The sequence below is a fragment of the Sulfitobacter sediminis genome, assembly GCF_040811725.1.
Lineage (GTDB): Bacteria > Pseudomonadota > Alphaproteobacteria > Rhodobacterales > Rhodobacteraceae > Sulfitobacter > Sulfitobacter sediminis.
In genome coordinates this window covers 117,724-135,885 of sequence record NZ_JBFNXX010000003.1, presented here as the reverse complement: position 1 = coordinate 135,885, position 18,162 = coordinate 117,724, and the positions used below count along the sequence as shown (strand labels likewise).

The following is an 18,162-nucleotide window of genomic DNA, read 5'->3' as shown; positions in this document are numbered from 1 at the left end:
ATGCGCCGCGCCCTGATCGCCCTTCTGGCGTCCCTCGCCCTGCCCGCCCTGGCAAGCGAGGACATCCCCGACCAATATCCCGGCTCCCCGCTCTATTCGAAGCCGGTGGAGTTCATCCCCAACGTCTGGTCCGCCATCGGCGCCACCGCACCGCCCACCTACGAAAACACGGGCCACAACAACAACCTCAGCTTCATCGTCACCGGCGACGGGGTGATCGTGATCAACGGCGGCGCGGCCTACGTGCTGGCCAAGGCGCTGCACGAGGAGATCAGGCAGATCACCGACCAGCCCGTGAAACTGGTGATCAACGAGAACGGTCAGGGCCATGCGATGCTGGGCAATTCCTACTGGTCGGAACAGGGGGTGCCGATCCTGGCGCATGTGGACGCGGCCCACGAGGTCGAGGAGAACGGCCATCGTATCCTTGAAGCGATGCAGCGCTACAACCGGGACAAGGCCGAAGGCACCTTCGTCGCGCCCCCCACCGAGACCTTCGAGGACAAGCGCGTCATCGAGATGGGAGATTACACCATCGAGGTCCTGCACCTTGGCCCCGCCCATGGACCCGGCGACACCCAGGTCTGGCTGCCGGCGCAAAGCCTTGTGATCGCGGGCGACATGGCGTTTCACGAACGGATGCTGCCGATCTTTGCCGATACCATCGCGCTCGACTGGATCGAGACGTGGGAAAACGGGTTCGAGGCACTGAACGCCACCTACGTGATCCCCGGCCACGGGCATCCCACGAACATGGACCAGGTGCGCCGCTATACGCACGACTATCTTGTCTACCTGCGTGAGAAGATCGGTGAGCATATCGACAATGGCGGCGATCTTTCAGAAGCCTATTACGTGGACCAGTCCCCCTACAGGAACCTCGACACCTTCGAGGAGCTGGCGACCAAGAACGCGGGCCGCGTCTACGAGCAGATGGAGTTCGAATAAGCCACCCGGATTTGAGCCACATCAAGGAGGCGCGCCGTCCCTTGGGCCATTGAAGGCCAGTGGAATCTGAAGGTGCGCAACGATGGAAGCTCTGATCGACCGGTTTGGAGAACCCGGCCTGCTGGTGGCAGCGGGCGCGTTCGTGGGAGTGTTCTTTGGCATCTCCGCCTATCACTCACGCTTCTGCCTTCGGGCGGCGACCGCGGAAGTGGCGGGCGGCAGCTTGGGGCCGAAGCTGTCGATCTGGCTGGTTGCATTCCTCTCCGCACTGACATCGGTGCAGATCTTGATCCTTCTCGGCCTTCTCGACGTTTCCTCGGCGCGGCAACTGGCGGCAACGGGCAGCATGTCGGGGGCGATCATCGGCGGGCTGATGTTCGGCTGCGGCATGATCCTCGCGCGCGGCTGTGTGAGCCGCCTGCTGGTCCTGTCGGCCTCGGGCAATCTGCGGGCGATCATCACGGGGCTTGTCGTCACCCTGACGGCGCAGGCGGCCCTGAGCGGCGTTCTGGCCCCGGCGCGCGAAAAGCTGGCCGGTCTCTGGACCGTGGCAGGTGGGCAGGGGCGTTATCTGGTGCATCTCGATGCCACGACCCTTCCAGTCGCGGCGGCCCTTGGCCTCGGGGCGCTCATGCTGGCCTTCGTCTTCGGTCGAAACAAGGGCGTGCGGGCCTCTGAACTGGTCGCCGCCGCGGGCGTCGGACTTGCCGTGGGGCTGGGCTGGTGGCTGACCTTCGCCATCGCGGCGGCTTCTTTCGAGGTCGTCGCCGTTCAGTCGGTCACCTTCACGGGCCCCTCCACCGACACGCTGATGGCGCTGGTGAACGAACGCGACCTGCCGCTGAGCTTCGGCCTGGGGCTGGTGCCCGGTGTCTTTCTCGGCGCGCTGATCGCAGCGCTGGTCAAGGGCGAGGCGAAAATTCAGCGGTTCGGCCCGGATGTGCCGATGGAGCGCTACCTGATCGGCGGCATACTGATGGGCTTCGGGTCAATGCTCGCCGGGGGCTGCGCGGTCGGCGCGGGTGTCTCGGGCGGGGCGATCCTGGCGCTGACGGCATGGGTCGCGGTGTTCTGCATGTGGGTCGGCGCGGTTGCGACGCAGCTTGTGGTGAACGCGCGGGTGGCCGGTCAGGCTGCGGCAACCTAACGGAAATTCACCAAAAAATGGGCCCCGGAGCTGATCCAGGGCCTCATCTTTTCCGTCTAGGTCCCGGATCAGGTCCGGGAGACGCAGAATTTACAGCTTCGCTTTATTGCGCCGCCATCGGCATCCGGGCCAGTTCGCACTGGGTCCAGAGATGCTCCAGCGCGCCGACCAACCGGTCGATATCCTCTGCCGAATGCACCGGCGACGGGGTGATGCGCAGACGTTCGGTGCCTTTGGGCACCGTGGGATAATTGATCGGCTGGATGTAGATCCCGTGCTCTTTCAGCAGCACGTCCGAGATGTATCTGCACTTCACCGGATCACCCACCATCACCGGAATGATATGGCTTGGGTTGTCGATATGCGGCAGGCCCATCGCATCGAGACGCGCACGCACCTCGGCAACTTTTTCCTGTTGGCCCTCGCGTTCAATCGAGCTTTCCTTGAGGTGCCGGATCGACGCCGCCGCCCCCGCCGCAATTGCGGGCGGCAGTGCTGTGGTGAAGATGAAACCGCTGGCAAAAGAGCGGACGAAATCGCAGAGCTCGGCGCTCGCGGCGATATAGCCGCCGACCACGCCGAAAGCCTTGCCCAGTGTGCCCTCGATGACCGTCAGGCGATCCATCAGCCCTTCACGCTCGGCAATACCGCCACCGCGCGGTCCGTAGAGCCCCACGGCGTGCACCTCGTCGAGGTAGGTCATGGCGTTGTACTTGTCCGCCAGATCGCAGATTTCCCTGATGGGGGCGATGTCGCCGTCCATCGAATAGACGCTCTCGAAGGCGATCAGCTTGGGCTGCTCCAGCGGCAGCGCGGCAAGCTTGGCCTCGAGGTCTTCGACATCATTGTGCTTCCAAATCACCTTCTTTGCGCGGGAATGGCGGATGCCCTCGATCATCGAGGCATGATTCAGTGCATCCGACAGCACCACGCAATCGGGGATGCGCGACGCAAGCGTGCCAAGGGCCGCCCAGTTCGACACGTAGCCCGAGGTGAAGAGCAGCGCCGCTTCCTTGCCGTGCAGGTCGGCCAGTTCCGCCTCCAGGAGCACGTGATCATGCGTCGTGCCGGAGATGTTGCGCGTACCGCCTGCCCCTGCCCCGGTGCGGTCCAGCGCCTCGTGCATGGCCTCCAGCACCTGCGGGTGCTGGCCCATGCCGAGGTAGTCGTTCGAGCACCAGATGGTGACCTCCCCCGGTCCGTTGTGGCAGGTGGCATGGGGAAAGGCGCCGCGATGGCGCTCCAGCTCCGCAAAATTGCGGTAGTTGCCGTCCTCACGCAGTGCGTTCAATTCGGACCGGAAGAAGTCTTGGTAGTTCATCAGTTCGCTGTAGCCTCGGATACGATTTCGGAAAGCAGGTCCTCGACCTGCTGCATGGTGCCATCGGGGTAGTCGCGATAGCCGATCATCACCCCGTCGTCGCCCTCGGCGACAAAGATGCCATAGGGGCAATGCTGGATGTTCATCGGGTCTGCCTCCATCACCTCGCGCGAGACGACGGCAGAGCAGAACAGGAAGACATCGGCGGATTTGAAGATCATCGCGTCGCTGCCCACGTCCGCACCCGTGCGGTTGAGCATCTCGCCCACGTGGCTGACGTAGTCGATGACAAGCCCCTTGCCCACGATCGCGCTTTCTACCGCGAAGGTGGCGTCCTCGAAGGAGCCGTCAAAGGGAACGGTGATCGGTGCTTCGGCCAGAGAGGCGGTTGCCGTCACAAGGCCAAGGGCAGTCGCAAGAATAGTAAGTCGCATGGGTTTCCTCCTTATCCTGCGCAGCAGTCTCGCAGGGGGATGCGCCCCGGTCCTTGAGCAAGATCAAAACCGGGGCGCAGAGGGGATTAGCCGAACATGTCCGCCACGATACCGGCGTACCAGCCTTCGGACTCCTCATAGGTGGCCTTGCGGGTTGCGCTGTCCTCGCCGGTCTGGCTGATGAAGCTTTCGACCGAGGCGATCTTTTCGGGTGTCGCCTCGTAGGCCGCGCCCACCTTCACACCATCGTTCGCGCTGATAAGCGACCAGCAGGTGTTCGAGAACTTCGCCGGGAAGACCTTGGAGCCGGTGAGCGCGCCGCGCACCGCGTTGGCGCAGACCTTGGCCTGGCTGTTCGCCGCGAAGCCCGATTTCGGCATGTCGCCCTGAGCCGCGGAATCGCCCAGCACATGCACGTCCGGATCGGCTTTGGAGGACATGTCAATTGCATTCACAGGGGCCCAGTTGCCGTCGGTCACACCGGCCATGTCCGCGATCCTGCCCGCCTTCATCGCGGGGATCACGTTACAGGCATCGACCGATGTTTCCTCGCCGTCGATGGTGACGGTCATGTTGGCCGGATCGACCGAGACGTTGCCACCGCCGAACTCCGCACCGATCCAGTCGATCATGCCGGCGTAGTGGTTGTTCCAGCCCTCCTGAAAAAGCGCCTGCTTTGAGAATTTCTCCTTGGGGTCCGCGACGATGATCTTGGCCGTCGGATTGTTCTGCTTGAGCTGGTAGGCGATCATCGAGATGCGCTCATAGGGTCCCGGCGGGCAGCGGTATGGGTTCGGCGGCGCGACCATGGCGAAAGTGCCCCCTTCGGGCATGGCGAGAACCTGAGCCTTCAGAAGCTCCGTCTGAGAGCCCGCCTTGTAGGCATGGGGCATGGCGTTCTGCGACGCGATGGACCAGCCCTCGACCGCGCCATCGACAAAGTCGATGCCGGGGCTGAGGATCAGCTTGTCGTAGGGCAGCACCGCACCACCGGCGAGGCTGACAGTCTTGCTATCGCGGTCCACATCAACGGCCCAGTCATGCACGACGTTGATGCCATAGGCGGCAGCAAGGTTACCGTACGTATGGCCCAGATCGTCCATCTCCTTGAACCCGCCGAGGTAGAGGTTCGAGAAATAGCAGGTGAAATAGGTGCGCGATGGCTCGACCAGCGTGACGTCGATCGCGCCCTTGCTGTCCTTGGCAATATAACGCGCGGCAGTCGCACCGCCCGAACCGCCGCCAATCACGACGACGCGCGGCTTGCCATGGCCATCGGCCAAGAGGGCCGGTGCGCTGAGTGCAGCTGCCGCGGCAGCGGATGTACCAATAAATGTCCTTCTACTAATAGTCATTTCGCTCTCTCCCTATTGAGCTTCAGTTTTCAAGCTTGGCGAAATACGCCGCGAGGGCCGCGATCTCTTCATCGCCAAGCCGCCCGGCCACCATTTGCATGACCGGGTGGTTTCTTTGTTTGTTCTTGTATGCATGCATGGCCACGACAAAATCTTCTTCGGGCCAAAGGGTGATGGAGGGAATGCCAGCATCCCCCCCAGAAGCCTGGTGACAGGTGGTGCACTCGCCACTCAGGTATTCGCCGTATTCCGGATCCCCTACGAGGGCGAGGATCGCCGGATCAAGGTCATGGTCGGACGCTTTTGCCGTCGGATCGGCACTCGGAATATCGCGGGGATTGTCCGAAAAAGTCCGCAGGTAAGCGATCAGGTTGGCGCGGTCGGTGTCATCCTTCACACCCCGAAAGCTCATGCGCGTGCCTGACGTCATAGCGCGCGGGTTCTCGAGGAACACATCAAGCGTATCCGCGTGCCATTCCAGCCCGCCGGCACCCGCGCGCTGAAAGCTCTTGGAATAGCGGAAATCGTCGAGGCTTGCCGCCTTACGCCCGAAAAGTCCATTCAGGTGCGGACCGATCCGGTGCTCTGCCCCCTGCCCGACCTGGTGACAGCCGCTGCACTGCTGGAATATTTCCTTGCCGGCCTCGACGCTCGCCGTATCGGCAGCAACCGCCCCCGCCACAAGGGCGAAGGCGGCAGCCGACAGGGAGAGGCGTTGCGCGCGCACCGGGCCTACTCGGTCGCGGCGCGCAGGTAGGCGATCACGGCTTCTATGTCTTCATCGGATTTCAGTCCGGCAAAGCCCATCTTGGTGCCGTTCATGTATTCCTTCGGATTGGCAAGGAAGGCAGCCATGGAGTCCTCGTCCCAGACGCGCCCTTCTTCACCGGCGGTGTTGAAGACGTTGGAGTACTTGAAGTCTTCGACCGCGGCCATCTGACGCCCCATCACGCCGTTCAGCTGCGGACCGGAGCGGTTCTTGGCTCCTGCACCGATCTGGTGACAGGACTTGCACTTGCGAAAGACCTTCTCCCCCGCATCGACAAGTGCCGCATCGCCACCCGCCTCTTCCGCAGGCTGGGATGCCGGGGTTGCCTGTGCCTCCTCCGTCTCCTGAACGGCAGGCTTGGTTGCCGCTTCGGGAATGAAGGACGGACCTGCCGAGGTGAAGGTCGGCAGACCCTCGACCGTTGCGGTGTTCATGTGCGAAACCGATCCCCCTTCGGGCGGCGTATCGACGATAAAGACCGATCGCATTGTCACCTCTACCTCTTCCTTGCAGTTCTCCATGCAAGGCTCGGCGCGCCATTCGGCATATTCAAGCTCAGGGCGGTCGTCGATCACGAAACCGTCCACGTTGTACATCTCGAACTCGGCAAAATTCTCGTGGCTCAGTTCAAAGTCGTCGTCGACGAGGCTGTTCGAATAGAGGATGTAGGCGGTGATGGCATAGGTCTCGTCCGCCGTCAGCGTTCCTGCCTCGCCAAAGGGCATGGAGCGGTGAACATAATCCCACACCGTTGAAAGATAGGGCCAGTAGGACCCAACGGTCTTGACGGGGTCTTTGCGCGCCAGGGTGTCGAAACCGCCAGCCAGAACCGGCCAGTTGTCCACGCCCTCGGCGAAATCGCCGTGGCAGGAGGCGCATTTTTCGGCAAAGACTTCCTCGCCGTCAAAGACGTTGCCCGACCCTTCCGGCAGGCCGCGACCGTCCGGCAGGACATCGACATCCCATGCCGCGATCTCCTCGGGATGCGCCTCGCGGCCCAGACCGAAGCGACCGTCGCGCTGGGGCGCGGGCGCGGTCAGATCGGCGCTTGCCATACGCGTTTCCGCAGCAGCCTGTACTTCCGCGATCTGCGCCTGCAATTCAGCTGCTCGGGCAGCCTCGGCAGCCGCTTTCTCGGCAGCGGCACTCGCGTGGCCCTCGACCTGGTCGATACGCTGCTTGAGCGAGGCGATCTCGCTTTCGCCGGAGTTGCGATGCATGGAAGCGACCGCAAGCCCGCCCACCAGCGCGATGCCACCGACCGTCGGGATCAGATAGTTAAGAGACTTCGACATTTTCGGCGACCCCCTCTGCGTTCACGTACCAGGTCTGGATACAGTTATTGTGATAAACGGCGTTCTCGCCACGCTTGTCGCGCAATTGGTCCTTGGTCGGCTGAACATAGCCGGTCTCGTCCATCGCGCGGCTTTGCAGCAGCATGGGCGCACCGTCCCATTCGATGTCCAGGTAGAAGCGGGTGAGCGCCTTGGTATCACCCTGCTTGCCCAGACGCGCGGTCTCCCAGGTGATGCCACCATCGCGCGACACGTCCACGCGGGTGATCTGGCCATGGCCCGACCACGCAAGACCCGAAATCACCAGCGGGCCTGGGCCGTGCTTGATCGGCATCTGCGGGCTGGGTGAGGTGATGACGGATTTCGCATCCATCACCCAGGTCCACTTGCGGGCAATGCCGTCTTCGTAGACGTCCGTGTACTTGGACGTCTCCTCGCGGCTTTCCACCGCGCGGTCGACAACCTCGATCCGGCGCAGCCACTTGACCCACATGTTGCCTTCCCAGCCCGGAACGACGAGGCGCACTGGGTAACCGTGCTCCATACGCAAAGCCTCGCCATTGGCCTTGAACGCAACGAGCACGTCGTCCAATGCCTTTTCCATCGGGATGGACCGTCCGTTGGAAGAGGCATCCGCCCCCTCGACGTAGACCCATTTGTCAGCCGACATATCCGCACCGGCCTCCGCCAGCAGGGTGCGCAGCGGCACGCCCGTGTATTCCATGTTGTGGATCATGCCGTGTGTGAACTGCACGCCGTTCAACTGCGCGCCCGCCCATTCCATTCCGGTGTTGGCCGCGCATTCGCAGAAATAGACGTGGTTTTCACGCGGGAAACGCTCGATATCGTCGTAGGAAAAGACCAGCGGCGTATCCACCAGGCCGTTGATCATCAGGCGGTAGTCTTCCTTGCGCAGCTCGATGGCACCCGAGTGGTGACGTTCGAACGCGCAGCCCTGCGGCGTGATCGTACCGTCCAGCGCATGGATCGGCGTGAAGTTGATCGACGAAATCGGCGAGGCCGTCAGCCATTCAACGTTGCGGCGCACCACGTGGGATTCGAATTCGATCGGCATGCCATAGGGCACTTCGTCCACGCCCACGCCCGTGTAGGACGCCCAGTCCTGCAGGTCCGTGATCAGCGGGTCGGGGCCCGTCTGCGCGGCTGCTGCACCGGCAACAGTACCAGCCGCCATCGCGGCAGAGCCCTTGAGGAAGGCCCGGCGTGACGGTGCTTTGAGTGCATCATCCATTTTTGAGGTCTCCTGTGTTTCAGATACCCGTCACAGTGACGGAGTTGTTTTCTTCGACTTTGACGGTGCCCATCTTGGCGATGTGGCTTTCCACGACGTCCCAGATTTGCGGGCCTTCAGTGCCTTCGTTCACACTCGCCCAACCGGCGACCACGTAGGCGCGCGCGGGGTCGATGGGCTCGCCCGTCTTCAGCAGCGTCATATTGCTGATCCGGCTGCCCTGCGGCTGGCTCACGTCGATGTGGTAGCCAAGCCCGCCGGTGCGCACCATGTCGCCCCCCTGCTGGTAGTAGGGATCGGGGTTGAAGATGTTGTCGGCCACGTCTTCCAGCACGATCTTGAGGAATTCGCCTGTCATTTCAGTGCGATACGCCTGCCCGTAGGTCATGGAGGTGACGTTCCAGATGTCCTCCCGCGTGATGTCCTGACCGGGGATCAGCGACGGACCCCAGCGGACACCGGGGGAAAGCGCGATCTCGGCATCCCGCTCGGACATAAGCGCGTCGCAAATCAGATCGTCCCAGGTGCCGTTGAAGTTTCCGCGGCGGTAAAGCAGGCTATCGGTCTGACCGATCACCTCGCTCATCTCCGCCTCATAGGGCGCACGCTGTTCGTCGATCAGCGCCGTCATCTCCGGGTCGGGCGTGATCACGTCCGAGAAGATCGGGATCAGCTTGTGACGGTAGCCCATCATGCGCCCGTCGCGGATGTCTAGGTCGACGCGGGAAACGAACTTGCCGTTGGAACCCGAAGGCACGATGATTGTCTCGCCCGACAGCACGGGCTCGGGCAGCGCGTCGTGGGTATGCCCCGACAGGATCACGTCGATGCCCGACACAATGGTCGCCATCTTCTTGTCCACGTCAAAACCGTTGTGGCTCAGGACGACAACGCATTCCGCACCCTCGGCGCGCACCTCGTCCACCATGGCCTGCATGTTTTCGTCCCGGATGCCGAAGGCATATTCGGGGAACATCCAGCCGGGGTTGGCGATGGGCATGTAAGGGAACGCCTGACCGATCACGGCGATCTTGGTGCCGCCGCGCTCGAACATGGTGTAAGGGGGGAAGAGATCCGTCGGCTCGTCCCATTCGGCGTCAAAGATGTTCTGGCCAAGTGCTGCGAAGGGCAGGCTTTCCACCAGTTCCGTGACGCGGTCGGAGCCCAACGTGAACTCCCAGTGGAACGTCATCGCATCGGGGTTCAGCGCGTTCATCACGTTGACCATATCCTGGCCCTGCGTCTGGAAGCAGGTGTAGGAGCCGTGCCAGGTGTCCCCGCCGTCAAGCAGGATGGCATCGGGCCGGTCGGCGCGGATCGCCTTGATGACGGTCGCCACACGGTCCAGACCGCCGACGCGGCCGTATTCCTTCGCAAGCGCCGAGAAGTCGCCGGAACTCAGCGCATAGTGGCTGGGGCTGCCGTCGTCGATCCCGTAGAGGCGGCGGAAATCCGCGCCCGTGACATGGGGCACCGCGCCCTTGTTGTCCCCGACCCCGAGATTCACCGAAGGCTCGCGGAAATAGATCGGCTTCAGCTGCGCATGAATGTCCGTCACGTGGATGAGAGAGACATTGCCGAAGGTATCGAACTGCAACAACTGGTCCTGTGTCAGCCGCTGCTGTGCCGCCAGACGTGCCCAGTTACCAAAGCCAGAAGCCCCGTAAAGGGCCGAGGCCGCCATGCCGACCTGAAGGAAATCGCGCCGCGAGATCATGTCAATTCCTGCTCCTTAGAACATATGCGCATATTTGAATTTGATACGCCAGAAAAAGCCCCGCACCGGCAAAGGTGCGAGGCCCGTTGTCGAAATCAGTTGCGGACCGACGGGCCCTCGACGCTCAGGCCGTTGCCGCGCGAGGCGACATAAAGCTCCAGCGCCACGAACTCCGGAGAACCGGGGCTGAAGGTCTCGGCGCGGGTGTCCCGCACGCAGCCCTTGAAGCGGGCGTGGACCGAGTTCAGCTTGGTGTTCTTCAGACGATACGTCGGAAAGCCGTTGATCTGACCCTGGGACAGATGGTCGGCACGGATCATCATGCCGTAGTTGTCCTCGTGGCAGTTCGCGCAGGACAGCTCAAGCTGGCCGAAGCGGGTGTAGTAGATTTCCTTGCCCTTTTCCCATGTGGACTGCGCCGGACCGTCGATGGCGACGTTCACAGGCATCCCGCGGGAAACGGAGGAAATCAGCGCAACCATGGCATCCATGCTGCCACCGGCGTACTTCCACTTTTCGGCACCCATGCGGTTCTCGCGGCAGTCGTTGATCTGCATCTCGAGGGTGCGGACCTCGCCTGCCGTTTCGTTCCACTTCGGATAGACTGCGCGGACGCCCTTCAGCGACTCCACGTCGTTGTGGCACGAGGAGCAGGATTTGCCCTCGGACCCATCAGCGGCATTCCACGCCTCGGCAGCCGCCTCGACGAAGATCATCGCGGGGTTGTCGAAGTCGTCCATCTGAACGGCCTGCGTCTCGTCAGAACGGAAACGCCAGCCCGAATAGATCGTCTTGACGTTTTCCATATGCGCGGGCGCGGCCGTCTCGGTCACGATCTCGATCTCTCCGTTGATGACAAGGTTGTCATCGTCCGGATCGGCCCAGGACATCGTGGCCATGCCAGCGGCCGCCGCAAGGGCGAGTGCGCTCGTGAGTTTTCTCGTTGTGTTCATTTTTCCTCCCTGTCGCGCGCGTTAGCCGATTGCGATCTTTTTGGTCTCTTCGTAGACCGATCCGTCGTCATCGTACCACTTGAACACGAACTCACCCGCTTCCGGCACGAGCGAGTCGAACTGGAAGTAAGGGTTGGTCGAGATCGCGGGTTCAAGCGTGATGTCGATGACGTTCTGGCCGTTGAAGTCGGCCGTGAACCGGTTGATGATCGAACGCGGGATACGGTTCCCGTCGTCGTCTTTGCGCTGACCGCTTTCCATCTTGTGGCTGATCAGGGTCTTGATGGTAATCGTTTCACCAGCGGCGGCCTTGCTCGGGACCTTGACGCGGGGTTTTACACCAGATGCCATGTTTTCTCTCCTCGTCTCTGATTAGCCGCCGCAGCCGCCAATGGTGACTTTTACGTTCGCCGACGCCTTCTGGAAGGAACCGTCCTCCATCTTGGCGATGGCGACCACGTTCTGAGTGCCCGCAAGGCGAATCCGCGTGGATGCCGCATGGGTCGGGTTCAGGGGGCCGAAGTTGATGGTCGCGACCTTGGGGGTCGGGTTGCCATCGGCAAAGAGCGCCACGAAGGTCGCGCCGGGGGCGGCCACTTCGATCGGCACCGTGTTGCCGTTCTCGGCGATTTCGGGCGCGGTCAGCGTGATCGCACCCTCGGCGGTGTCGGCACCCCCGGTGATCTTGGCAATTTCGTCGTCCGTCATCGAGGCAAACGCAGGCAGCGCGCCAAGGGCGGCCGTCAGGGCTGTGCCAGAGCTGATGACGAGCATGTTACGCCGTGTCAGTTCCATGTTTATCTCCTTTGCTCGACGCTTCTATTCTTTCAGCGTCATCAGATACGCCACGACATCTTCGACCTGCTGGGCCGTCAGAAGTGGGTCGACCGGCCCTTCGGGAGCCTTGCCGGTATAGGCGTCGCCAATGCGGATAAAGCCTTCCGTCTTGTAGAACGAAGGCATCATCGTTCCCTCGAACATGATCTTGGCGTTCGACACGATCCCGCGCAGCTCGGCTTCGCTCCAGCGGTCGGCGGCACCGTCGAGCGGCGGGCCGATTTCGCCGTGGAAGGCCAGATGGCTCAGCGCGGAAACCTGGTGGCAGGCGATGCAGTTGCCCGCGCCCTTGTTCATGATTTCCTCGCCGGCTTTCGGATCGCCCGCCACACCGGTCAGCGATGTGGCCACCGCCCCGTCTTCGTATTTCACTTGGGTCGGGGCGATCGTCTCCGCCGCAGCTGCTGTCGCCAGCACCGCGGCAACTGCCGCCCCTGTCATCAGGTTCTTCATGAGGCCTCCCTTGGTTTTTTGGTACACTACTGCACACAGAACGATTCACGCAATAACAAATTCAAGTAAGTGAATTTTTAGATTTGTTTGCAGGTGCAGCAAATAGGTCAGCCTTGTTGCTCTGCGAACTTGCGGGCGTGATATTTCTGGAACGGCTCGTCCCCGTCGTAGCCCTTTTCTACCACCCAATTCAGCATGTTGAAGGTCGTGTGGCGGCCGAAGGCACCGGGCATGTTGGCAACCGCGGCCTGGCTTGCCATCATGTCATCCCCCACCTCTTCGGGAAAGAAATAGATGCTCGGCGTGAACAGCGCGCCCCAGCGTTTGACCATGTCTTTCTCCGGCAGGACGGTGCCATCGAAGTCGGTCACTTCCACATCGCCGAACATGTTGATCTGCACGACAAAGAAGTTGTCCTCGATGAATTGCGCGATCTCGGGGATCGGAAAGACCTCCTCGTGCATCTTCTTGCAGTAGATGCAGCCGCGCTGTTCGATGATCACCATCAGCCGCTTGCCCTCGGCATTGGCATCGGCAAGGTCCTCGGAAAGATCCTTGAAAGTATCGCGCATCCAGGGCGTCTTGTGCAGCCCGTCATCGCCCAGTTCCGCCGCCTGAAGCTGGAAAGCGAACAGGATGGCCGTCAAAACAGTCAGAAGTCTTCGCATGTGTCGTTCCTCCGAAGGTTATCCAATGCTACCGAACCACGGGATGTGTTCCAGCATCCATTGCGCGATATAATTGATCGAATTTGTGGCGATGAGAACGCCGAACAGGATCAGGAGCAGGCCCATCAGCTTCTCGACCAGCGGCAGGTGCCGCCGGAACCGCTGCATGAACCGCATGAAAGGGCCAATGAAGAGCGCCGCGATCACGAAGGGCAACGTCATGCCCACCCCGTAGACGAAGAGAAGCCACGCCCCCTGCCCCGCCGTCTCCTGCCCCGCAGCGGTGAAAAGGATGGCCGCAAGCACCGGCCCCACACAGGGTGTCCAGCCAAAGGCGAAGGCCAGACCGATCACGAAGGCACCGATATAGGTCACGTTCGAGGTGTTCCCCGCCTCGGCCCGCAGTTGGCGATAGAGAATACCGATTCGAATCACCCCCAGGAAATGCAGCCCCATCGCGATGATGATCGCGGCGGCGATCCAGCGCAGGATGTCGAAGTACTCGCGTACCATCTGGCCGAAGACACTGGCGGTCGCGCCCAGCCCCATGAAAACCGCGATTACCCCAAGGGCGAAAAAGACCGCGGAAATGAAGGCCCGCCGCCGCACCGCGCCCGTGACCTCCGCCTCGGCGGTGATCTGGTTCATGCCGACGCCCGCCAGATAGCTGAGGTAGAAAGGAACGATCGGCAGGATACAGGGTGACAGGAAAGACAAAAGTCCGGCTATAAGCGCTCCCGCGAAACTCACGTCGAACATCGGCAGGACACCTCGTGCCTTGATAAATTCAAATATTAGGATATGTTGACAACAGATCACCGTCAATCGGAGCGTGACATGGTGCGCATCACGATTTTCCTCCTGGCCCTGGCCTCGTTTCTGCCTTCCAAAGCGGCGGCCGAAACCTACCTGCTGATGGCCGAGGAGATGGGCTGCGTCTGGTGCGAGCGGTGGAACACCGAGATCGCGCATATTTATCCGAAAACGCCGGAGGGGCAGGCAGCGCCTTTGCAGCGCTACGACCTGCACGGCGAGAATCCCGATGTGGAATTTGCACGGCGCGTGCATTTCACCCCCACCTTCATCCTCGTGAAGGACGGTCGCGAAATCGACCGGATCGAAGGCTATCCGGGGGAAGACTTTTTCTGGGGACTTCTGGCCATGATGCTGGATCGCGCCAAGGTTCCCATAAAGGAAACGGGGTAGACGGCATGACTTTGGACGCAAGCGGCGGAACCACCCCTGAACCCCAGGCATCGTCACGGTTGCCTGTCTTCGACGTGAACATGTGCGCCGACGATATGCAGAAGATGATGGAGAACGCCCAGGCCGCCTCGAACTTTCTCAAGGCGATCAGTCACGAGGGGCGGCTGATGATCCTCTGCCACCTTGCTTCGGGGGAAAAGTCTGTCACCGAACTCGAAGACCTGCTTTCGGCACGGCAGGCCGCCGTCTCTCAGCAGCTCACCCGCCTGCGCCTCGAGGGGCTGGTCACGCCCCGCCGCGAGGGCAAGGCCATCTACTACAGCTTGACAGACGACCGGCCGAGGCAAATCATGGAAGTCGTCTACGACCTGTTCTGCAGGAACGACGACTGACCGGATGCCTCGCCAGTTTCCGGTTTAGGGGAGGACACCGGTATGCTGGAAGTGCTTGGTGAAGCGAACGCTGTCGCGCTCGTCGGTCTGATCGGTGGGATTGCCCTCGGGCTTGCGGCCCGGATCGGTCGTTTTTGTACCCTCGGCGCAATCGAAGACCTCCTCTATTCCTCCGACGACCGCCGGATGCGGATGTGGGGCCTTGCCATCGGCACAGCGATCATCGGCACCCATATCGCACTGGCCACGGGCCTTCTGAACGGTCCCGACACCGCCTATCTCGACCGGGTCTGGAACCCGCTTGGCTCGATCATCGGCGGGCTGCTCTTCGGTTACGGCATGGCGCTCAGCGGCAACTGCGGCTACGGCGCGCTCGCGCGGCTGGGCGGCGGCGACCTGCGGTCCTTCTTGATTGTCATCGTGATGGGGCTGTCGGCCTATTTCGTGATGTCCGGCCCGCTTGCCTACGCGCGGGTCTGGCTGTTCTCGGTCGAGGAGAACGCCACGTCCCCTCAGGGCCTCAGCCAGTTGATGGAGGTCGCCTTCGGCATAGGCCCGCTCGTCACCGGCTTGGTCGTCGGCGGTGCCCTGATGATCGTAGCCTTGGCCAGCCGGTCGATGCTGCGCTCGCCCAAGCATATCTTTTGGGGCATCGTGGTGGGCCTTGCTGTGGTTTCAGGCTGGGCAGGCACCGCTTGGGTTGCCGCCACTGGCTTTGCCGCCGAACCGATCCAGACCCATACCTTTGCCGCCCCAATCGGTGACACGATCTTCTACTCCATGACCGCCTCGGGCACCGCACTGTCTTTCAGCGTGGGCTCCGTCGTGGGGGTTCTGCTGGGCGCATTCCTCGGCTCCTTCTCGGAGGGGCACTTCCGCTGGGAGGCCTGCGAAGACCCGCGCGAGTTGCGCCGGCAGATCCTCGGGGCTGCGATCATGGGACCGGGGGCGATCCTCGCCGTAGGCTGCAGCGTGGGTCAGGGCATATCCGCCTTTTCGCTGCTCGCCTACAGCGCGCCCGTCACCTTTATCGCGATCTTCGTCGGGGCGGCTTTCGGCCTGCGGCAACTGATCACCGGCTTTGTTCCCGCCGAATGAATTAATCATGTCCAATTTGTGCCTTGGTTGACGCCGCCCCGATTGCGGCGCGCGGCCACTGGTTTTGCCCCATTCTCGGCCAGATTTCGGACCGCACCGGCGATTCTTGTCGGGATCAGAATCCTCATCAACCCCTTATTCGGGCTGGATTTTCACATAATTCAGAAACAATGCGGTTTGTTCAGGCTCTTTGTTACACAAACAGGGTAGAAACACATTGTTTCTGCGAACTTTCATCAAATGAGGCAAAAAAATGTTATAGCTGCGGCGAGATTACTGCGACCGTGCCGAATGTGCCTCATTCTAATCGCAATCGCGTCCAGAAAATGACGCAGCGTTTATTGTGAGGCAGGCATGAAGTCCTGTAAGAAGAGAAGGTAAGCCTGCCGTTTTCCCTCTCTCCTCCAGGACACGGCACCGGACCAGTACCCGCCAAGACCAGATCGGACGCGGGATTTTTTGAGTAGCTTTTGACCCTGGGGGGTTAAGATGAAAGACAATGCGACGGATATCGTCGACTTCGGCGTGTTCCCGATCGGGGAGCCCGGCAGACTGACGGTTCGCACCGACACCCTGACGGTCAACCCCAGCCGCGCCTTTGCGCAGGTTGCCGCAAAGGCCCGGGGCCCCTTCCGCCCCTATCGCCACCTCGGCAAGCGCGCGCTTGATATCGCCTTCGTTCTGCTGACGCTGCCCTTCTCGCTGACGATCATCGGGCTCTGCGCGCTGGCGCTCTGGATCGAGGGGGGCAACCCCTTCTACACCCAGCCGCGCCTCGGCCGGAAGGGCAAGCAGTTCCCGATCCTGAAGCTGCGCACCATGGTGCGCGACGCCGATGCGGTGCTGCGGGACATCCTCGCCCAAGATCCCGAGATGCGCCAGGAATGGGAGCAGTTCCAGAAGCTGCGCAACGATCCCCGCGTGACACGCGTGGGTCACATCCTACGTGTGACCTCCATGGACGAACTGCCCCAGCTTTACAACGTGCTGCGCGGCGACATGAGCTTCGTGGGTCCGCGCCCGATGATGCCCGACCAGCTTGGCATGTATGGCGATTCCTCCGCCTATTTCGCGCTCCGCCCCGGCATCACCGGCCTGTGGCAGGTGTCGGCGCGTAATGCCTCGCGGTTCAACTACCGCAACGAGGTCGATGCGGCTTACGAACGTGGGCTGAGCTTCAAACTGGACCTGACGATTTTGTTCAAGACGATCGGCGTGGTCCTGCGCCCCACCGGGCACTGACCATGATGCGTTTTGTTGAGACAGCCCCGCAGGGCCTGGTGATGACCTATGGCGAAGAACGGACAGGAGGATACGATGCGTGACACCTACGCCACCGATGACCTCCGGACCGAGACAGCCGTGACGCCCGCCCGCCTGTCCAAGCTGGGCATGCGCCACAGCATCCGCCCACGCCGCACCCTGCCCGCCCGCGCCCGCAGCCAGGTGGCCGAACAAGCCCCCGAGCGCGAGGAAGAGGCACCGCTTATCCTCACCGAAGAGGTGAAGGCCAAGCACAGCTACATGCCCCAGCCCGACATGCCGCGCTGGCACGAACTGGCCATGGTGCAGGCAGGCTCCCGCCGCAGCCGTGGCGCCGCGATCCCGGTCGTCGATGCCGACCGCGACAGCGCGTCGGTCCGTGCCTTCGACCTGCTGCGCACCCGCTTGCGCCAGACCACGCAGGAACACGGCTGGACCAATATCGCGATCACCGCGCCGACCTCGGGCTGCGGCAACACCTTCACCGCCGTGAACCTCGCGCTGAGCCTGTCGCGCATCGCGGACTCGCGCACCGTGCTGATGGACTTCAACCTGCGCGACCCCGGCGTGGCCAAAGCCTTTGACATCACCCCGCGGGGCTCGATGCAGGATTTCCTGGCGGGCCGCACGGCCATTGGCGATCACATGGTGCGCGTCAGCGAAACGCTGGCGCTGGGTCTGAACGATGCGCCCGACCATCATTCCTCGGAAACGCTGCTGGAGACCGAAACCGCCCGCACGCTTGAGCGGATGCGCGCCGCGATCCAGCCGGAACTGGTGATCTACGACATGCCCGCGATGCTCGCACATGACGATGTCTCGGCCTTCCTGCCGCAGCTTGACGGTGTTCTGCTTGTCTCGGACGGTACGCAGACCATGGGACGCGACCTGATGGAATGCGAACGCATGCTTGACGGTCAGGTCCCCCTGCTGGGCGTCGTTCTGAACCGCGCCCGCGCGGATTCCGTCGCGCAATACGCGTGAATCTGCCGGGCGGAGCCATAGTGAACGCCCATCCTCTCATCTTTGCGCCACCCCTGCCCTATATTGGCCC

At 62.1% G+C, this 18,162-nt stretch carries 20 protein-coding genes; 7 read left to right on the top strand and 13 right to left on the bottom strand.

The window, feature by feature from the left end:
- A complete protein-coding gene (locus tag AB2B41_RS05160) occupies positions 1-948 on the top strand; it encodes an MBL fold metallo-hydrolase (protein ID WP_367876682.1) in 948 nt (315 codons plus the stop codon).
- Positions 949-1,030: 82 nt separating this feature from the next.
- A complete protein-coding gene (locus AB2B41_RS05155; protein ID WP_367876681.1) occupies positions 1,031-2,095 on the top strand; it encodes a YeeE/YedE family protein in 1,065 nt (354 codons plus the stop codon).
- A 103-nt stretch (positions 2,096-2,198) separates the two neighbouring features.
- Here AB2B41_RS05155 and hemA read toward each other — a convergent pair whose 3' ends face one another.
- The 13 genes from hemA to AB2B41_RS05090 form a co-directional block, all read right to left on the bottom strand.
- The gene (gene hemA, locus AB2B41_RS05150; RefSeq protein WP_367876680.1) at positions 2,199-3,416 is read right to left on the bottom strand and encodes a 5-aminolevulinate synthase; all 1,218 of its coding nucleotides are present in this window, start codon (positions 3,414-3,416) and stop codon (positions 2,199-2,201) included.
- Positions 3,416-3,850 (bottom strand): DUF302 domain-containing protein, encoded by a 435-nt coding sequence (locus tag AB2B41_RS05145; RefSeq protein ID WP_367876679.1) that lies wholly within the window; start codon positions 3,848-3,850, stop codon positions 3,416-3,418. The genes hemA and AB2B41_RS05145 overlap by 1 nt, the downstream gene beginning before the upstream one ends.
- A gap of 86 nt (positions 3,851-3,936) precedes the next feature.
- Complete coding sequence (locus AB2B41_RS05140; protein WP_367876678.1) at positions 3,937-5,205, bottom strand: FCSD flavin-binding domain-containing protein; 1,269 nt, start codon at positions 5,203-5,205, stop codon at positions 3,937-3,939.
- 22 nt (positions 5,206-5,227) lie between these two features.
- The gene (locus tag AB2B41_RS05135; RefSeq protein WP_367876677.1) at positions 5,228-5,932 is read right to left on the bottom strand and encodes a c-type cytochrome; all 705 of its coding nucleotides are present in this window, start codon (positions 5,930-5,932) and stop codon (positions 5,228-5,230) included.
- 5 nt (positions 5,933-5,937) lie between these two features.
- Positions 5,938-7,269 (bottom strand): c-type cytochrome, encoded by a 1,332-nt coding sequence (locus AB2B41_RS05130; RefSeq protein WP_367876676.1) that lies wholly within the window; start codon positions 7,267-7,269, stop codon positions 5,938-5,940.
- A complete protein-coding gene (gene soxC, locus AB2B41_RS05125; RefSeq protein ID WP_367876675.1) occupies positions 7,253-8,521 on the bottom strand; it encodes a sulfite dehydrogenase in 1,269 nt (422 codons plus the stop codon). Before soxC ends, AB2B41_RS05130 begins: the two co-directional genes overlap by 17 nt.
- Positions 8,522-8,540: 19 nt before the next feature.
- The gene (soxB, locus tag AB2B41_RS05120; protein WP_367876674.1) at positions 8,541-10,238 is read right to left on the bottom strand and encodes a thiosulfohydrolase SoxB; all 1,698 of its coding nucleotides are present in this window, start codon (positions 10,236-10,238) and stop codon (positions 8,541-8,543) included.
- Between the two features lie 95 nt (positions 10,239-10,333).
- A complete protein-coding gene (soxA, locus tag AB2B41_RS05115) occupies positions 10,334-11,191 on the bottom strand; it encodes a sulfur oxidation c-type cytochrome SoxA (protein WP_367876673.1) in 858 nt (285 codons plus the stop codon).
- A gap of 21 nt (positions 11,192-11,212) precedes the next feature.
- Entirely contained in the window at positions 11,213-11,542 is a 330-nt protein-coding gene (gene soxZ, locus AB2B41_RS05110; RefSeq protein ID WP_367876672.1) for a thiosulfate oxidation carrier complex protein SoxZ, read from the bottom strand.
- Between the two features lie 21 nt (positions 11,543-11,563).
- Complete coding sequence (gene soxY, locus AB2B41_RS05105) at positions 11,564-11,986, bottom strand: thiosulfate oxidation carrier protein SoxY (protein WP_367876671.1); 423 nt, start codon at positions 11,984-11,986, stop codon at positions 11,564-11,566.
- Between the two features lie 24 nt (positions 11,987-12,010).
- Complete coding sequence (gene soxX / locus AB2B41_RS05100) at positions 12,011-12,481, bottom strand: sulfur oxidation c-type cytochrome SoxX (RefSeq protein WP_367876670.1); 471 nt, start codon at positions 12,479-12,481, stop codon at positions 12,011-12,013.
- A 107-nt stretch (positions 12,482-12,588) separates the two neighbouring features.
- Positions 12,589-13,149, bottom strand: coding sequence for a thioredoxin family protein (locus tag AB2B41_RS05095; protein WP_367876669.1), 561 nt, complete (start codon positions 13,147-13,149; stop codon positions 12,589-12,591).
- A gap of 18 nt (positions 13,150-13,167) precedes the next feature.
- Complete coding sequence (locus AB2B41_RS05090; protein WP_367876668.1) at positions 13,168-13,908, bottom strand: cytochrome c biogenesis CcdA family protein; 741 nt, start codon at positions 13,906-13,908, stop codon at positions 13,168-13,170.
- Positions 13,909-13,986: 78 nt separating this feature from the next.
- Here AB2B41_RS05090 and AB2B41_RS05085 point away from each other — a divergent pair, with 78 nt between their 5' ends.
- From AB2B41_RS05085 to AB2B41_RS05065, 5 genes are all read left to right on the top strand, one after another.
- A complete protein-coding gene (locus tag AB2B41_RS05085; protein ID WP_367876667.1) occupies positions 13,987-14,355 on the top strand; it encodes a hypothetical protein in 369 nt (122 codons plus the stop codon).
- Positions 14,356-14,360: 5 nt separating this feature from the next.
- Complete coding sequence (locus tag AB2B41_RS05080) at positions 14,361-14,747, top strand: ArsR/SmtB family transcription factor (protein WP_367876666.1); 387 nt, start codon at positions 14,361-14,363, stop codon at positions 14,745-14,747.
- Between the two features lie 42 nt (positions 14,748-14,789).
- A complete protein-coding gene (locus tag AB2B41_RS05075) occupies positions 14,790-15,845 on the top strand; it encodes a YeeE/YedE family protein (protein WP_367876665.1) in 1,056 nt (351 codons plus the stop codon).
- A 489-nt stretch (positions 15,846-16,334) separates the two neighbouring features.
- Positions 16,335-17,087 (top strand): sugar transferase, encoded by a 753-nt coding sequence (locus AB2B41_RS05070; protein WP_367876664.1) that lies wholly within the window; start codon positions 16,335-16,337, stop codon positions 17,085-17,087.
- 48 nt (positions 17,088-17,135) lie between these two features.
- Positions 17,136-18,092, top strand: coding sequence for a CpsD/CapB family tyrosine-protein kinase (locus AB2B41_RS05065; RefSeq protein WP_367876663.1), 957 nt, complete (start codon positions 17,136-17,138; stop codon positions 18,090-18,092).
- Positions 18,093-18,162 lie beyond the last annotated feature (70 nt).

Coding starts and splice junctions, on each gene's coding strand:
- AB2B41_RS05160 (WP_367876682.1), top strand. CDS start 1: ATGCGCCGCGCCCTGATCGCCCTTCTGGCGTCCCTCGCCCTGCCCGCC.
- AB2B41_RS05155 (WP_367876681.1), top strand. CDS start 1,031: ATGGAAGCTCTGATCGACCGGTTTGGAGAACCCGGCCTGCTGGTGGCA.
- hemA (WP_367876680.1), bottom strand. CDS start 3,416: ATGAACTACCAAGACTTCTTCCGGTCCGAATTGAACGCACTGCGTGAG.
- AB2B41_RS05145 (WP_367876679.1), bottom strand. CDS start 3,850: ATGCGACTTACTATTCTTGCGACTGCCCTTGGCCTTGTGACGGCAACC.
- AB2B41_RS05140 (WP_367876678.1), bottom strand. CDS start 5,205: ATGACTATTAGTAGAAGGACATTTATTGGTACATCCGCTGCCGCGGCA.
- AB2B41_RS05130 (WP_367876676.1), bottom strand. CDS start 7,269: ATGTCGAAGTCTCTTAACTATCTGATCCCGACGGTCGGTGGCATCGCG.
- soxC (WP_367876675.1), bottom strand. CDS start 8,521: ATGGATGATGCACTCAAAGCACCGTCACGCCGGGCCTTCCTCAAGGGC.
- soxB (WP_367876674.1), bottom strand. CDS start 10,238: ATGATCTCGCGGCGCGATTTCCTTCAGGTCGGCATGGCGGCCTCGGCC.
- soxA (WP_367876673.1), bottom strand. CDS start 11,191: ATGAACACAACGAGAAAACTCACGAGCGCACTCGCCCTTGCGGCGGCC.
- soxZ (WP_367876672.1), bottom strand. CDS start 11,542: ATGGCATCTGGTGTAAAACCCCGCGTCAAGGTCCCGAGCAAGGCCGCC.
- soxY (WP_367876671.1), bottom strand. CDS start 11,986: ATGGAACTGACACGGCGTAACATGCTCGTCATCAGCTCTGGCACAGCC.
- soxX (WP_367876670.1), bottom strand. CDS start 12,481: ATGAAGAACCTGATGACAGGGGCGGCAGTTGCCGCGGTGCTGGCGACA.
- AB2B41_RS05095 (WP_367876669.1), bottom strand. CDS start 13,149: ATGCGAAGACTTCTGACTGTTTTGACGGCCATCCTGTTCGCTTTCCAG.
- AB2B41_RS05090 (WP_367876668.1), bottom strand. CDS start 13,908: ATGTTCGACGTGAGTTTCGCGGGAGCGCTTATAGCCGGACTTTTGTCT.
- AB2B41_RS05085 (WP_367876667.1), top strand. CDS start 13,987: ATGGTGCGCATCACGATTTTCCTCCTGGCCCTGGCCTCGTTTCTGCCT.
- AB2B41_RS05080 (WP_367876666.1), top strand. CDS start 14,361: ATGACTTTGGACGCAAGCGGCGGAACCACCCCTGAACCCCAGGCATCG.
- AB2B41_RS05075 (WP_367876665.1), top strand. CDS start 14,790: ATGCTGGAAGTGCTTGGTGAAGCGAACGCTGTCGCGCTCGTCGGTCTG.
- AB2B41_RS05070 (WP_367876664.1), top strand. CDS start 16,335: ATGAAAGACAATGCGACGGATATCGTCGACTTCGGCGTGTTCCCGATC.
- AB2B41_RS05065 (WP_367876663.1), top strand. CDS start 17,136: ATGGCGAAGAACGGACAGGAGGATACGATGCGTGACACCTACGCCACC.